This window comes from Pseudomonas sp. MF06569, from assembly GCF_059862735.1.
The window spans coordinates 1-14,440 of the sequence record NZ_JCBCUZ010000018.1 but is presented as its reverse complement, the minus strand read 5'-3'; the positions used below and the strand labels follow the sequence as shown (position 1 = coordinate 14,440).

The following is a 14,440-nucleotide window of genomic DNA, read 5'->3' as shown; positions in this document are numbered from 1 at the left end:
GCAACCGCTGCAATGATCAGGGGTGATGAACACCGATCAAGGTCATGCTGCCAGCCAGCGGCCATTCACCCTCAAGCTCCACCAGGCTGGCCGTCTGCATCGGCTGGGGCTGACGCAAATGACCATGCAGCAACAGGCTGATCAAGTCGCCCACAAATGGCTGATGACTGACCAGCAGTACATTGCCACTGTCCGGCAGCTTGCTGACCGCAAACTTGGGCTCACTTTCGGGTGTCAGCCACGGCACGGTGATGAGGCCGCAGGTAAAACCAAGGGCCTTGCGCACCAACTCAGCGGTTTGCTGCGCCCGCACATAAGGGCTGACCAGGATGCTGTCCAGTGGCTGGCCAATCAGCAAGGCTGCACTGTGCAGCACCTGTTCACGACCATGGGCCGTGAGTTCGCGTTCGGCATCGCGCCGGGCGTGAGGCTCGGCTTCGCCGTGACGCAAGATCCAGATCTTCATGGCTTGGTCTCTTCGCCCTTGGCGGCCTGCGCGTAAGGTGCTTCACCTTCCGGGGCACGAGGGGCTGGCCAATCGGCAAAAGGCCAAGGTTTTTGCTCGGTGTGAAAGCTGCCAAACCGACCAATCTGCGCAAGATAAAGGCTCAGGCTGTCGCCAAAATTCATCAGGCCGCCGTTGGGTGCGCCGTAGATCAGACGGTAAATCAGCTGCACCAGCACCAGCCCGCCAAGCACCAGTTGCGCGACTTGCCAGACCAGCAAAAAAACCAGCATCCAGAGCACGCGCAAAACGAGTGACTCGTATTTGGGTGCGTTTTTAGTGTCGTTCATGTGCTGCTCCCTTGGTGCTTAGTTGAAACCGCTGGTGGAGATAAAATCGACATCCGTCTTGGGTTCGCCGCGCATCAACTGCCCGATGACCTGATCCAGGGTGTAACCCTCGAACAGAATCGCGTGCAGGCCAGCAACCAAGGGCATGTAGACGTTCAGTTCCTGTGCCTTGACCTTGAGCACCTTGAGGGTATTCACCCCTTCGGCCACTTCGCCCAGTCGAGTGACGGCATCTTCCAGGCTGAGGCCCTGACCCAGGGCAAACCCGACCTGATAATTGCGGCTCTTGGGGGATGAGCAGGTGACGATCAAATCGCCTACACCCGCCAAGCCGAGGAAAGTCATGGGATTGGCACCCTGGCTAACGGCAAATCGGGTCATCTCGGCCAAGGCACGGGTAATCAGCATGCTCTTGGTGTTCTCCCCCATACCCAGCGCCACGGCCATGCCGGCGATGATTGCGTAAACGTTTTTCAACGCCCCGCCCAACTCCACCCCAAAACGGTCGGCACTGGCATAGACGCGAAATGTTCGGCCATGCAATGCCGCCTGCACGCGGTTGCACAGGTCTTCATCGGCACTGGCGACCACGGTGGCAGTCAACGCATGCTCGGCAACTTCACGGGCAAGATTGGGCCCGGACAGAACGCCGATACGTGCCTGCGGGGCGATTTCTTCAAGGATCTCGCTCATCAGTTTGAAACTGTGCGCTTCAATGCCCTTGGTCAGGCTGACCAGCATTTTTCCGCTCAAACGCTCTGCGTGTTCGGCCAGCACACTGCGCAAGGCGCTGGACGGCAAGGCCACAAAACACAGCTCGCAGGCATCGAGCGTCGCCTTGAGATCAGTAACCGGCTCCACCCCGGGATGGATCTTGATGCCCTTGAGGTAACGCGGGTTTTCGCGATTCAGGCGAATGGCCTCGGCCTGCTCCGGATCGCGCATCCACTGATACACACGATGACCGTTTTCTGCCAGCAAGTTGCCCACGGCGGTGCCAAAGCTTCCGCCTCCCAAGACCGCAATAGCGTGCTGTTCAGTCATATGCAATCCCGTTTTCCATCTAGCGTGGCAATGGCGGCATTATACGGAGCACATGCCCCGCGACCAGCCCCATAGCATATAGATGGCTTTGACTGAAAAAGTGCAAGACCTCGGTTAACATGCCGCTCAGGTACTCACCTTCAAGAGGCAGCTTTGCTGCACTTCAACATGAACGACTGCAGGTCAAGGACGACAACGTATATGGGAGAGGTATTTGCTGGCTGCAAGGTGACTGTCGGAGACACCCTGCCATGATGGCTCGCAGTCGGTGGGATATTCACACCCGCACGCAGATGATGAGCCTGGGCCCGGCGTTGTTATTGACCTTGTTGTTGATCAGTTTTTTTACGTTCGTACGAATCCAGGATTTGCGCCAGGAGCTCAAGCACACAGGCCAGTTGATCGCCAACCAATTGGCGCCTGCCACCGAGTACGGGCTCATGACGGGGAACACCCACGTTCTGGAAACCCTGATCAACGCTTCGTTGAACATCCCCCACGTACAGTTTGTGCAGGTACAGAACCGTACAAACGAGGTGCTGGCACAGGCAGAGCACTCCCCGCCCGGCGCTGATCAAGGCTCGCAGGTAGAAGTGTTCCAGGCGTCAGTGCGATTGCAGAAGAGCCCTTCGGGCGAATATTTTTTGCTCAGTCATAACCAGACACCAGCACCGGTAGAAGACTATCTGGGCCGGGTGCTGGTTGGCATGTCCGGGGAGGCGTTCAGCACCCGTCAACAAGAAATCCTGCTCAAGGCCGTGATCCTTGCCTTGTTTGCCCTGGGCTTCACCTACCTGTTGGCCAGGCGCCTGGCGTCCAACCTGTCCAAGCCCATCAGTGACATGAGCAAAGCGGTCAAGGCCATCCAGCAGGGCGACTACTCCACGCCCTTGCCAGTCGTCGACGATGGCGAACTGGGCAGTCTGGCCCAGCACATCAACAATCTGGCCGATGGGCTTGAGCAAGCCAGCCGAGAGCAACATGCCGCCATTGCTCAGCTGATTCAGACCCGCGAAGAAGCCGAACGGGCCAACCGGGCCAAAACCGACTTTTTGGCCATGATGAGCCACGAGCTTCGCACGCCGATGAATGGCGTACTGGGAATGCTGCAACTGCTGGAAACCACGCAGATGACAGAGGAACAGGCTGAATATGCCGCCCTGGCGTCTGAGTCCACCGAGCACTTGCTCAAGGTCATTAACGACATCCTCGACTTCTCACGAATCGAACGGTCAGCGCTTGAACTGGAGCGCATCCCCTTCAACCTCGCAGAACTGGTCAGCAATTGCGCTCAGGCTTTCCAGCACAGCGCCGCACAGCGCGGCCTGCACTTGCAGCTGACCCTCTCAGAAGGCTTGCAGGATTTGCACGTACTGGGGGATCCGACGCGGATCAGGCAAATCCTGGTCAACCTCATCGGCAATGCGCTGAAATTTACCGAACACGGGCAGATCAGTATCGAACCGCTTTGGCAGCGTCTGGATCACGAATTGATCTGGTTTACCTGTGTCGTACGCGACAGCGGTATTGGCATCAACAGCGAAAAACTGGACTCCATGTTCACCGCTTTCCAGCAGGCCGACAGCTCGATTTCGCGGCGCTATGGTGGCACAGGGCTGGGCCTGCCCATCGCCCGCACGTTGGCTGAACGCATGGGTGGCACGCTGCACGCCACCAGTGAAGAGACCCGCGGCTCAGTGTTCACCCTGGAAATCCCGCTGGAGTTGCACCAGCCTGTAGAACACAGCCAAAGGCCTGAACTTGAGCCGGAAGCGACGTGTGCGCCCGGGCGTAAAATCTTGCTGGTGGAAGATAACCAGGTCAATCAGACCGTCATTGAAGCCATGCTGAGCAGCCTGGGATACGAAGTGAGCATGGTCAGTGATGGCGCGCAGGCCATTCATTTCGCCAACACCGAGCGCTTTGCCGCGATCCTGATGGACTGTCGCCTGCCGATCATCAATGGCTACGAAGCTACCCGGCAAATCCGCCAACTGCCCGGGTGCATGACCCTGCCCATCATTGCCCTGACCGCCAATGCCTTGCAGGGTGATCGGGAAACCTGCCTGCAGGCCGGAATGAACGATTACCTTGCCAAGCCGTTCAAACGAGCTGATCTGGAGCAAATTCTGCTGCGCTGGGTCCAGTAACTTATGGCTAAAAGGCCACCTGCGACTGGCGTTAAACACAAAAGTGCGGCAGTCTTAGGCACCCGAATGGGCCACTGAACCGGCCCGATTTAAATTTTCAGTGCACAAGTGTACATTCTTGCCCTTTGCGCTGTGACTTTCACTACAACGCAATAGTCTATGTGTAGGCTGGCGAACTGGAACTCGTATGTTTCAGTTGGTCGGGAAGATTTGCCCCACCCTGCCGCATGGGATTATTGAGGAGCTCGCATGACCAAACAAAACGCCTTTACTCGGGAAGATTTGCTGCGCTGTAGCCGCGGCGAGCTATTCGGCCCAGGTAACGCGCAACTGCCCGCCCCTAACATGCTGATGGTGGATCGCATCACCCATATCAGCGAAGAGGGTGGCAAGTACGGCAAAGGTGAATTGGTCGCCGAGCTGGATATCACCCCGGACCTGTGGTTTTTCGCCTGCCATTTCGAAGGCGATCCGGTGATGCCAGGTTGCCTGGGCCTCGACGCCATGTGGCAGTTGGTCGGCTTCTATCTGGGCTGGCAAGGTCTGCCGGGCCGCGGGCGTGCCCTGGGTTCGGGCGAAGTGAAGTTCTTCGGCCAGGTCTTGCCGACCGCCAAGAAAGTCACCTATAACATTCAAATCAAGCGCGTCCTCAAGGGCAAGCTGAACCTGGCCATTGCCGATGGTTCGGTCACTGTCGACGGTCGCGAGATTTATACTGCCGAAGGCCTTCGGGTCGGCGTATTTACTTCCACTGACAACTTTTAAGGGTTATCCGCATGCGCCGCGTCGTTATCACTGGTCTGGGCATCGTTTCGTGCCTGGGCAATGACAAAGAGACCGTCTCCGCTAACCTGCGTGCAAGTCGCCCTGGCATCCGATTCAACCCGGAATATGCCGAAATGGGTCTGCGTAGCCAGGTTTCCGGCTCCATTGACCTGCCTCTCGAAGAGCTGATCGATCGCAAGATCTATCGCTTCGTCGGCCACGCAGCGGCTTACGCCTACCTGGCCATGAAAGACGCCATCACTGATTCGGGCCTGACCGAGGAGCAAGTCTCCAACCCGCGTACCGGCCTTATCGCCGGCTCGGGTGGCGCGTCGACCCTGAACCAGATGGAGGCGCTGGACATCCTGCGCGAAAAAGGCGTCAAGCGCGTTGGCCCGTACCGCGTTACGCGGACCATGGGCAGCACCGTTTCTGCCTGCCTGGCCACTCCCTTCAAGATCAAGGGCGTGAACTACTCGATCTCCTCTGCCTGCGCCACCAGTGCTCATTGCATCGGTACTGCGGTTGAGCAGATCCAGCTGGGCAAGCAGGACATCGTTTTCGCGGGCGGTGGCGAAGAAGAACACTGGAGCCAATCGTTCCTGTTCGACGCCATGGGCGCGCTGTCCACTCAATACAACGACACGCCTGAAAAAGCGTCCCGTGCCTACGACAAAAACCGTGATGGCTTCGTCATCGCCGGTGGTGGTGGCATGGTTGTTGTTGAAGAACTGGAACACGCCCTGGCGCGTGGTGCCAAGATCTACGCCGAAATCGTCGGCTACGGCGCGACATCCGACGGCTACGACATGGTTGCCCCAAGCGGCGAAGGCGCCATCCGCTGCATGCAGATGGCCATGTCTAGCGTTGACGGCCCGATCGACTACCTCAACACCCACGGCACCTCTACTCCGGTAGGCGACGTCAAGGAAATGGAAGGTGTTCGCGCGGTATTCGGCGACAAGGCTCCGGCCATCAGCTCGACCAAAAGCCTGTCGGGTCACTCACTGGGCGCCGCAGGCGTTCACGAAGCGATCTACTGCTTGCTGATGATGGAAGGCAACTTCATCGCCGGCTCTGCAAACATCGAGGAACTGGACCCGACTGTCGCTGACATGCCGATCCTGACCAAGACCCGCGAGAACGTCACGTTGAACAATGTGATGAGCAACAGCTTCGGCTTCGGTGGCACAAACGCCACTCTGGTACTGAAGCGCTGGGCTGGCAAATAAGCCCTCCCCTCACGAAATAAAAATGCCCCGGCTGGTTTTCCAGTCCGGGGCATTTTTTTGCATGATGGAACGCATGGCTCCCGGGATGCTCTATAAAGATCAGGACCGTTATCTCTGCCACTACGAGGTTTGCCATGACTGTTACCGTTAATACCGTATCCCACGAGGGTTTTCGTCACAGCATCAAAATCGACGATCACGAAGTCTTCACCGATTTGCCCACGTCCCTGGGCGGCGACGGTTCTGCTCCCTCTCCCCATGATTACTTCGATGCCGCCCTCGGTGCGTGCAAGGCGCTGACACTCAAGCTCTATGCGCAAAAAAAGGAGATCCCGCTGACCGGGGTCACGGTCGAAGTCAAACACGACGCCAACGAAGAACAGAAAGGGAAATACGCCCTGCACGTCAAACTGACGCTAAAAGGCGTGTTGACCGATGCCCAGCGCGATGAGTTGCACAACGTGGCCGACAAGTGCCCGGTGCATAAATTGATGACTACCGCCGAGATCACCATCGAGACCCATCTATCTGAAGGTGCTTTCAGCCAGTAACGCACAGGTTCTACCTGCAGGCCCGGGAAGCGTTGGGTTATGCTCAACGCTTCTCCCCCGCTGGCACCTTCAAATGCACACATTGACCATAATTCGGCCACGGGCCGAAGATGTCGAAGGCCAACCGATCTTGCGCCCTCTGCCCTCGGCCAAGTGCCGCAGCGTCGGGCCTTTTGTATTCTTCGACCACATGCTGCCTACCCACTATCCACCCGGCCACGGGATGAATATCCGACAGCATCCGCACATCGGCCTGTCCACTTTGACCTATCTGTTTGAAGGCCAACTGCAGCATAAGGACAGCCTGGGCTCCGACCAGCAGGTTGGCCCCGGCGAAGTCAGCTGGATGACCGCGGGCGCGGCCATTGCTCACGTTGAACGAACACCCGCCTCAATACTGGCGCAAGGCTCAAGCCTGCATGGGCTGCAAGTGTGGCTGGCTTCTCCCAGGGAACACGAACAAGGCGCAAGCCACTACAGCCATCATGATGCCAATAGCTTGCCCGTCAGTGAGACCCTGGGAGTAATGATTCGCCTGATTGCAGGCACCGGGTTTTGCTTGAGCTCGCCGGTGCCGGTGCTCTCACCGACCCTGTACGCCGAAGTGCAGATGCAAACGGCCACAACGCTGCTTGTTCCGGCGGAACACCCGGAGCGTGCGCTGTATGTGCTGGAAGGTGAAGTGCAGCTGGAGGGCCAGACCATCGAGCCACGCTGCCTGGTGCTACTGCCTGCCGGAGAAGCCATGACCCTGTGCGCGATGAGTGACAGTCATATGGTGTTGATCGGCGGAGCGGCCCTCGATGGTCCGCGCCGCATGAACTGGAACTTCGTCGCCAGCGATCCAGCCCTGATCGAACAGGCTAGAACCCGGTGGGCCACAGGGCATTGGCCGACAGTACCCGGTGAAACCGGTCGCATCGAACTGCCTTGAAGCCCGGCCCGCAGAGGCCTTACAAAACCATTGCCGCCACCCAGCCAAAGGCCAGCAGCGGCAAATTGTAATGCAGGAAAGTAGGCACTACGGTGTCCCAGATATGGTGATGCTGGCCGTCAATATTCAAGCCGGAAGTGGGCCCAAGGGTGGAGTCCGATGCCGGAGAACCCGCATCGCCCAAGGCGCCCGCTGTGCCGACGATGCAAACAATGGCCATTGGACTGAAACCCAGCTGAACGCACAGCGGCACAAAAATAGCCGCCAGGATCGGCACAGTGGAAAATGACGAACCGATACCCATTGTGACCAGCAATCCAACCAGCAACATCAGCAGAGCACCCACGCCCTTGCTGTTATTGATCCAGCCGGCAGAAGCTTCAACCAGTGATTTGACCTCGCCGGTGGCTTTCAGGACTTCGGCAAAACCCGAGGCTGCGATCATGATGAAGCCAATCATGGCCATCATCTTCATGCCTTCGGTAAACAAATCATCCGTCTCGCGCCAACGCACGATCCCCGAAGCCGAAAAAATCAGAAAACCCGCCAGCGCGCCAATAATCATGGAGCCCAGCCACAGCTGAATGATAAACGCCGCCGCAATGGCCGCACCTGCCACCAGCAAGGTGCGCGGGTTATAGCTGACGGCAACCTGTTCAACCTGTTCGATTTTGGCCAGGTCATATTCGCGTTTTTTGCGGTAACTGATGAAAACCGCCACCAACAACCCAAACAACATCCCTAAAGCCGGGATTGCCATCGCATGGGTGACATTGACCCCGCTGATATCAACGCCACTTTTGCTGACGTTGGCGAGCAAAATCTGATTGAGAAAGATATTGCCAAACCCCACCGGCAAGAACATGTACGGCGTGATCAAGCCAAAGGTCATGACACAGGCAATCAATCGGCGGTCAATGTTCAGCTTGGTCAGTACATACAACAGGGGCGGAACCAGCAAAGGAATGAACGCGATATGGATCGGCAGAATATTCTGGGAAGAAACAGCCACTACCAGCAGCAAGCCAATCAACAGCCATTTGACGCGATTGCCACCGGCCGCATGCTGCCTGTTGACCATCATCAGCGCTTTGTCTGCCAGGGCATGGGCCATGCCCGACTTGGCTATCGCCACTGCAAAAGCACCCAGCATGGCATAGGACAACGCCACCTGAGCACCACCGCCCAACCCGCCATTGAAAGCATTGAGTGTTGCCTCGATACCCAGCCCACCTACGAGACCGCCAACAACGGCACCCACAATCAGTGCGATGACTACGTGCACACGGGACAAACTGAGCACCAGCATGATGCCGACCGCGGCAATTACTGCATTCATTATTACAACCTCATAGCGCGCACCACGATAAAACACCGTAAAGCGGAAAATTTCGGGCAAAAGACGACTGTTCCAATCGCCGGATCTGGAAGGGTGGACCTTTTTGGGGGCGCACACTTTGCAGCACCTCCAGCGCCTTGTCAAAGCGCAGGCCAAAGGCATCCGGACAATCCACCCTGACAGGCCTTAACCCTAGTATTTAAAGGGCTAAATCGGTGTTTTCAAGACCGGGTAAAACGCTAATAAGTCGGGTTTTGGCGTAAAGAAAAACATCCCGCGGCCGCTAACAGTGAAAGCCTCTTTTTAGGATGCATCCATGTCGCTCAGACAGCTTTCCATCCAATGGAAAATCACCCTCCTCGCCGGACTCAGCCTGATCGGCGTAGTCACCCTGCTGGTGGGACTTTCTCTTTATCGCATGGATCACACTGCCGATCTGGTAGAGGCCTCAAGTTCACGAATGCTGAACGAGTCTGCGCAAGCCCGTATCGAGGCTCAAGGTGAAGCCCAGGCACTGGCAATCAGTCGCCAGTTTATGGATGCCTACCAGTACGGTAATGGATTCGCCCGACAAGTCCTTTTCTTGCGTGAGCAATCTGAAAAGCGCTTTCTGGATGCCTTTGACTTGCGTGAAGACCTGACGCGCCAGGTTAAAGCGGCCTTGCAGGCCAATCCGGACTTGCTGGGGCTGTCGCTGGTATTTGAAGCCAACGCGCTGGATGGCAAGGACTCCCTGTTCGACCATCAAAAAGAACTGGGCAGCAATGACAAAGGACGCTTTGCCCTTTACTGGTCGCAACCGACACCGGGCAAGCTGAGCTCGATGGCGCTGCCCGAATCAGACATGGTCGATACCAGCACCGGGCCCAGCGGCCAGGCCAACAACACATGGTTCACCTGCCCTCGCACTACGCGCAAACCGTGCATCATCGAACCCTACTTCTATGAGATCGACGGGCAAAACGTACTACTGACTAGCATCGTTTTCCCCCTGATTGTTGACGGAAAAGTCATTGCTTCACTGTCGGTTGATATCAATCTCAACAGCTTGCAAGCCATTAGCCTGCAAGCCAGCCAAAAACTGTACGACGGCGAAACCCGCGTTGGCATTATCAGCTCGGCCGGGATACTCGCCGGCTTCAGTGCTGATGCCAGCAAACTTGCCCAGCGTCTCGATCAGGTAGACACCAGTGATGGCGCTGAATTGATCCGCATGATGGCCAAAGGTGATCAGGTACAAAGCATTCGCAGCGAGCAACGCCTGAAAGTCCTGACTCCCTTCCTGCCGATCCCGGGCAGCAAATCCTGGGGCGTATTGCTCGACGTGCCTGAAGCTGTCCTGGTCGGACCGGCACAGGCCCTGCAAGCAGAACTGGACGAGCGCAACAGGGCCGGAGCCTTGACCGAGCTGGCATGGGGGTCTCTGGCAGCCATCATCGGGCTTCTGCTGGTGTGGTTGCTGGCCCGTAGCGTCACACGTCCAATCCTTGGCGTGGCCAACATGCTTGAAGACATTGCGAGCGGAGAAGGCGACCTGACCCGTCGCCTGGCATACGACAAAAAAGACGAACTTGGACAGCTCGCCAGCTGGTTCAACCGCTTCCTCGACAAACTGCAACCGACCATTGCCGAAGTTAAACGCTCGGTACAGGACGCGCGCAGCACCGCCGATCAGTCGGCGGCCATTGCCACCCAGACCAGCGCTGGTATGGAGCAGCAGTACCGTCAGGTCGACCAGGCGGCCACGGCCTCCCATGAAATGAGCGCAACGGCGCAGGATGTCGCACGCAGCGCGGCACAGGCGGCTCAGGCCGCTCGTGATGCCGATCAGGCGACCAGACAAGGGCTGACGATCATTGACCGCACCACGACCAGCATCGACCATCTGGCTGCAGATATGAGCGTGGCCATGACGCAAGTTGAAGGGCTGGCTGCCAATAGTGAAAAAATCGGTTCAGTACTGGAGGTCATTCGCGCCATTGCCGAACAGACCAACCTCCTCGCCTTGAATGCTGCCATTGAAGCGGCGCGGGCAGGCGAAGCCGGACGCGGATTTGCCGTGGTGGCTGACGAGGTCCGCAACCTGGCACGCCGGACTCAGGAATCCGTTGAGGAAACCCGGCAGGTCATCGAACAACTGCAAGCCGGGACTCAGGAAGTAGTGAGTTCCATGAATAACAGCCATCGCCAGGCTCAGGGCAGTGTGGAGCAGGTAGGACAGGCGGTGACGGCCTTGCAGCAAATCGGTGATGCCGTCACCGTGATTACCGACATGAACTTGCAGATTGCCAGCGCGGCTGAAGAACAGAGTGCCGTTGCAGAGGAAATCAACAATAACGTTTCCACTATTCGGGATGTAACGGAGTCTTTGTCTGAACAGGCCAATGAGTCGGCCCGGGTCAGTCAGGCGCTGAACTCACTGGCCAACCAGCAGCAAAAATTGATGGATCAATTTCGCGTCTGATCCGTCGTGCGATGACGGTTTTAAGCCGTCGTCGCCTTTTTCGTTCGTCCTGGGAGCTTGATTCTAACCATCAGGCCGCCCATCTCAGCTGTCTCAAGCTGCATAACTCCCCCCCACGCTTCAACGATGTCCCGAACGATTCCAAGGCCCAGACCGTGACCACTGGCTTGCTCGTCAAGCCGCGTACCGCGACTGAACACCTGATCACGTTCGGCCTCAGGAATGCCCGGCCCATCATCCTGGACTTCAATCACAAACCCGTCCACGGTCTGGCCAATACTCAGTTCGACTTGGGCGTCCGCCCATTTGCAGGCGTTATCCAATAGATTACCGAGCAATTCGAGCATGTCTTCCCGATCCCAAGGCAAATGCAGCCCCGGCGCAACCTTGTGCGTCAATTGCAGATGCTCGCCGTGAATCATGCCAAGGGTCGACAGGAGCCCTGGCAACTCCGTATCAGCATCAAATTGCGCACCCGGCAAGGCATCGCCCGCAAGACGCGCACGGTTGAGCTCGCGGCTCATGCGCTGCTGTATCTGGTCCAACTGCTCTCGCAATGTAGTTTGTATCTGCGGATAAGCTGCAAGCCGCGGATCGTTGGCCAGGCTGATCAATACCGCCAATGGGGTTTTAAGTGCATGGCCCAGGTTACCCAACGCATTGCGCGAGCGCTTGAGGTTGTCTTCGGTATGGGCCAGCAAGTGGTTTATTTGCGTGACCAGGGGTTCAAGCTCAAGGGGGACCAGCGAATCAAGCTGCGAGCGCTGACCTGACTGCAACTGAGCGATTTGTTTACGTGCAGTTTCCAATGGCCGTAGAGCGCGGCGAACGGTAATACGCTGCAACAGCAAAATAACAATCAGGGCCATGACGCCCACCCCCAGACCGATCCGCTGAACCTGCCTGAAACTTTCACGTATGGGTGTGTAGTCCTGGGCAACGCTGATGGAGACCGCCTGGCCAAGGCGCTGGTAATCACTGCGCATGACCAGCAGCATCTGCCCCTCTGGGCCGGGCTGTAACTCGCTGCTCAGCCCAGGCTCACTGGGACGCGGTAGTTGAGCGTCCCAAAGCGAACGCGAGCGCCAGTGAGTATCACCGAACTCGATACTGAAATAGTGTCCAGAAAATGGCCGCTGATAAGCAGATGACAACCGTCGTTCATCCAACTGCAAGCCTTGGGGGCCACGGCTCAAAGCTATCAGCAGGTTCTCACTGTCGTTCTTCAGGCCTGACTCCAGATAACGCTGGAGGCCACTTTCAAATAGCCAGAGACTGACTTGACCTACGACCAGACCAGCAACCAGCAGAACGCTGACCAAACCCAGACTCAAACGCCTCTGAATGGACTTCACTGGCCGACAGCGCCGAAAATATAGCCTTGGCCACGACGGGTTTCGACCACTTCACGCCCGAGCTTGCGACGCAAATGGTTCACGTGGACCTCTAAAACATTGGAATCACGTTCAGTCTCACCGTCGTAGAGATGCTCGGCCAAGTGGCTTTTAGAGAGGATCTGTTGCGGATGCAACATGAAATACCGCAGAAGACGGAACTCGGCAGCGGTCAATTGCACCTCGGCCCCATCTTTGAGTACGCATTGACGCGCCTCATCCAACTGCAGCCCTGCGGATTTCAATAACGGCTGATTCGGTTGACCGTGAGAGCGACGCAAGAGTGCCTGCACCCGCAGTTGCAGCTCTTCAGGATGAAAAGGTTTGGTTACATAATCATCGGCACCGGCTTTAAGGCCATCAATGCGCTCGGACCAGGAGCTGCGTGCCGTCAAAATCAGAACAGGCGTGGCCAGCCCTTGTGTGCGCCACTGCTTGAGCACATCAATGCCGGACATCCCCGGTAAACCCAGATCAAGAATAATCAGGTCATAGGGTTCACTCTGCCCTTGATAAAGAGCATCACGCCCATCGGCCAGCCAATCAACTGCATAGCCAAGGCGAGTTAACCCGGCCATCAGTTCGTCAGCCAATGGAACGTGATCTTCTACCAGCAGCAACCGCATTAATCATCTACCTCGTCTTTGAGCAATTGACCATTACTGGCGTTCAGTTTGATCTCGCGCACAACGCCACTGGTCGTAAGCAACTCGACCTCGTAAACATAAACGTCGTCATCCTCCTCCAGCTCTACCTCCAGCAATTTTGCACCCGGGTGGCGCTCAAGGGCTTTTTGAAGCAGTAGCTCTAGCGGCTGGATCAGGCCTTGCTCACGTAAACGCAGCGCCTCGTCCTGCCCCAGGTCCCGCGCAATGGCCAAAGAACAGAACGCAGAGAACACCAACACGCTAAATCCGCCAACTCGTAGGTTCACTGTCATCACTCGCCTCTGCGGCCTCCGTTCAATGTCATTTGTGCGATATCAAAAACATGGAGCATAAATGTATTGGCTTAATTGAAGCTGAATCAACTGCCCCACCCCCCGGATTGCGGGAGGTATGCACCTGCGCTGGGCGTTAACTGCTAAACTGCCGCCCTGTATTCATCGCTCAGGCGATAGTCACCTTTCAAGAGCTATAAATATTGTGGAAATTTTCAAAGAGTTTACCTTCGAATCTGCGCATCGCTTGCCTTACGTGCCTGAAGGCCACAAATGCGGCCGCTTGCATGGTCACTCATTCAAGGTGGCAATCCATTTAAGCGGTGATATCGATCCGGCCACCGGCTGGATTCGCGATTTCTCAGAGATCAAAGCGATTTTCAAACCACTTTATGAGCTGCTTGATCACAACTACCTGAACGATATTCCGGGTCTGGAAAATCCAACGAGCGAAGTGCTGGCAAAGTGGATCTGGCAACAGCTCAAGCCTTTGCTACCAGAATTATCTGCGATACGAATTCATGAAACCTGCACCAGTGGTTGCATCTACTACGGTGATTGAATAAATCGCTCCAAAAAAACCACCTCTCAAGGTGGTTTTTTTGCTTTTACAGAAGGTAAAAGCGTGCCGATCACTGTTTAAAACTTACCACCACTTTTCTCGGCCCAAAAACAAACCCCCTGTCTGCGTTAGCAGACAGGGGGTTTGGAATTTAATCTTGACGATGACCTACTCTCACATGGGGAAACCCCACACTACCATCGGCGATGCATCGTTTCACTTCTGAGTTCGGGATGGGATCAGGTGGTTCCAATGCTCTATGGTCGTCAA

General features: G+C 56.5%; 14 protein-coding genes, 1 rRNA gene and 1 pseudogene. 8 read left to right on the top strand and 8 right to left on the bottom strand.

The window, feature by feature from the left end; genetic code table 11:
- Positions 1 to 16: 16 nt before the first annotated feature.
- Genes sixA through AC19YQ_RS16330 form a run of 3 tightly spaced genes read right to left on the bottom strand, consistent with a single transcriptional unit; the run spans position 17 to position 1,839 of the window.
- Entirely contained in the window at positions 17 to 466 is a 450-nt protein-coding gene (gene sixA / locus AC19YQ_RS16340; RefSeq protein ID WP_500595494.1) for a phosphohistidine phosphatase SixA, read from the bottom strand.
- A complete protein-coding gene (locus AC19YQ_RS16335) occupies positions 463 to 795 on the bottom strand; it encodes a DUF4389 domain-containing protein (RefSeq protein WP_133078957.1) in 333 nt (110 codons plus the stop codon). Before AC19YQ_RS16335 ends, sixA begins: the two co-directional genes overlap by 4 nt.
- 18 nt (positions 796 to 813) lie before the next feature.
- A complete protein-coding gene (locus tag AC19YQ_RS16330; protein ID WP_133078956.1) occupies positions 814 to 1,839 on the bottom strand; it encodes an NAD(P)H-dependent glycerol-3-phosphate dehydrogenase in 1,026 nt (341 codons plus the stop codon).
- 251 nt (positions 1,840 to 2,090) lie between these two features.
- Between AC19YQ_RS16330 and AC19YQ_RS16325 the strand changes: the two genes are divergently transcribed.
- From AC19YQ_RS16325 to AC19YQ_RS16305, 5 genes are all read left to right on the top strand, one after another.
- Positions 2,091 to 3,989, top strand: a complete 1,899-nt coding sequence (locus AC19YQ_RS16325) for an ATP-binding protein (protein ID WP_219263217.1) — start codon at positions 2,091 to 2,093, stop codon at positions 3,987 to 3,989.
- Between the two features lie 249 nt (positions 3,990 to 4,238).
- Positions 4,239 to 4,754 (top strand): 3-hydroxyacyl-[acyl-carrier-protein] dehydratase FabA, encoded by a 516-nt coding sequence (gene fabA / locus AC19YQ_RS16320; RefSeq protein ID WP_003210552.1) that lies wholly within the window; start codon positions 4,239 to 4,241, stop codon positions 4,752 to 4,754.
- A gap of 11 nt (positions 4,755 to 4,765) precedes the next feature.
- Positions 4,766 to 5,986, top strand: coding sequence for a beta-ketoacyl-ACP synthase I (gene fabB / locus AC19YQ_RS16315; protein WP_500595493.1), 1,221 nt, complete (start codon positions 4,766 to 4,768; stop codon positions 5,984 to 5,986).
- Between the two features lie 134 nt (positions 5,987 to 6,120).
- Positions 6,121 to 6,537, top strand: a complete 417-nt coding sequence (locus AC19YQ_RS16310) for an OsmC family protein (RefSeq protein WP_500595492.1) — start codon at positions 6,121 to 6,123, stop codon at positions 6,535 to 6,537.
- Between the two features lie 73 nt (positions 6,538 to 6,610).
- On the top strand, positions 6,611 to 7,471 hold the full coding sequence (locus tag AC19YQ_RS16305) for a pirin family protein (RefSeq protein ID WP_133078953.1): 861 nt from the start codon (positions 6,611 to 6,613) through the stop codon (positions 7,469 to 7,471).
- Between the two features lie 19 nt (positions 7,472 to 7,490).
- Here the strand turns inward: AC19YQ_RS16305 and AC19YQ_RS16300 are convergent, their stop codons facing one another.
- Positions 7,491 to 8,810, bottom strand: coding sequence for a Na+/H+ antiporter family protein (locus AC19YQ_RS16300; RefSeq protein WP_133078952.1), 1,320 nt, complete (start codon positions 8,808 to 8,810; stop codon positions 7,491 to 7,493).
- A 316-nt stretch (positions 8,811 to 9,126) separates the two neighbouring features.
- Here AC19YQ_RS16300 and AC19YQ_RS16295 point away from each other — a divergent pair.
- Both AC19YQ_RS16295 and AC19YQ_RS16290 read left to right on the top strand, forming a co-directional pair.
- Positions 9,127 to 10,416, top strand: a pseudogene (locus AC19YQ_RS16295) (methyl-accepting chemotaxis protein); the annotation flags it as partial.
- 102 nt (positions 10,417 to 10,518) lie between these two features.
- Positions 10,519 to 11,274: a methyl-accepting chemotaxis protein gene (locus AC19YQ_RS16290; RefSeq protein ID WP_374105729.1), complete on the top strand. Its 756-nt coding sequence runs from the start codon at positions 10,519 to 10,521 to the stop codon at positions 11,272 to 11,274.
- A 20-nt stretch (positions 11,275 to 11,294) separates the two neighbouring features.
- Here the strand turns inward: AC19YQ_RS16290 and AC19YQ_RS16285 are convergent, their stop codons facing one another.
- From AC19YQ_RS16285 to AC19YQ_RS16275, 3 genes are read right to left on the bottom strand one after another with little or no spacing between them, the layout of a single operon-like run.
- A complete protein-coding gene (locus AC19YQ_RS16285; RefSeq protein WP_326397597.1) occupies positions 11,295 to 12,629 on the bottom strand; it encodes an ATP-binding protein in 1,335 nt (444 codons plus the stop codon).
- On the bottom strand, positions 12,626 to 13,294 hold the full coding sequence (locus AC19YQ_RS16280) for a response regulator transcription factor (protein ID WP_133078949.1): 669 nt from the start codon (positions 13,292 to 13,294) through the stop codon (positions 12,626 to 12,628). Before AC19YQ_RS16280 ends, AC19YQ_RS16285 begins: the two co-directional genes overlap by 4 nt.
- Positions 13,294 to 13,608, bottom strand: coding sequence for a PepSY domain-containing protein (locus AC19YQ_RS16275; RefSeq protein WP_326397596.1), 315 nt, complete (start codon positions 13,606 to 13,608; stop codon positions 13,294 to 13,296). Before AC19YQ_RS16275 ends, AC19YQ_RS16280 begins: the two co-directional genes overlap by 1 nt.
- Before the next feature lie 205 nt (positions 13,609 to 13,813).
- Between AC19YQ_RS16275 and queD the strand changes: the two genes are divergently transcribed.
- Positions 13,814 to 14,170, top strand: coding sequence for a 6-carboxytetrahydropterin synthase QueD (gene queD, locus AC19YQ_RS16270; protein ID WP_019410510.1), 357 nt, complete (start codon positions 13,814 to 13,816; stop codon positions 14,168 to 14,170).
- Between the two features lie 155 nt (positions 14,171 to 14,325).
- Here queD and rrf read toward each other — a convergent pair.
- Positions 14,326 to 14,440: ribosomal RNA gene (rrf, locus tag AC19YQ_RS16265) — 5S ribosomal RNA — on the bottom strand.

Bases quoted from the DNA above. Each gene is read 5' to 3' on its own strand.
- sixA (WP_500595494.1), bottom strand. From the start codon at position 466: ATGAAGATCTGGATCTTGCGTCACGGCGAAGCCGAGCCTCACGCCCGG.
- AC19YQ_RS16335 (WP_133078957.1), bottom strand. From the start codon at position 795: ATGAACGACACTAAAAACGCACCCAAATACGAGTCACTCGTTTTGCGC.
- AC19YQ_RS16330 (WP_133078956.1), bottom strand. From the start codon at position 1,839: ATGACTGAACAGCACGCTATTGCGGTCTTGGGAGGCGGAAGCTTTGGC.
- AC19YQ_RS16325 (WP_219263217.1), top strand. From the start codon at position 2,091: ATGATGGCTCGCAGTCGGTGGGATATTCACACCCGCACGCAGATGATG.
- fabA (WP_003210552.1), top strand. From the start codon at position 4,239: ATGACCAAACAAAACGCCTTTACTCGGGAAGATTTGCTGCGCTGTAGC.
- fabB (WP_500595493.1), top strand. From the start codon at position 4,766: ATGCGCCGCGTCGTTATCACTGGTCTGGGCATCGTTTCGTGCCTGGGC.
- AC19YQ_RS16310 (WP_500595492.1), top strand. From the start codon at position 6,121: ATGACTGTTACCGTTAATACCGTATCCCACGAGGGTTTTCGTCACAGC.
- AC19YQ_RS16305 (WP_133078953.1), top strand. From the start codon at position 6,611: ATGCACACATTGACCATAATTCGGCCACGGGCCGAAGATGTCGAAGGC.
- AC19YQ_RS16300 (WP_133078952.1), bottom strand. From the start codon at position 8,810: ATGAATGCAGTAATTGCCGCGGTCGGCATCATGCTGGTGCTCAGTTTG.
- AC19YQ_RS16290 (WP_374105729.1), top strand. From the start codon at position 10,519: ATGGAGCAGCAGTACCGTCAGGTCGACCAGGCGGCCACGGCCTCCCAT.
- AC19YQ_RS16280 (WP_133078949.1), bottom strand. From the start codon at position 13,294: ATGCGGTTGCTGCTGGTAGAAGATCACGTTCCATTGGCTGACGAACTG.
- AC19YQ_RS16275 (WP_326397596.1), bottom strand. From the start codon at position 13,608: ATGACAGTGAACCTACGAGTTGGCGGATTTAGCGTGTTGGTGTTCTCT.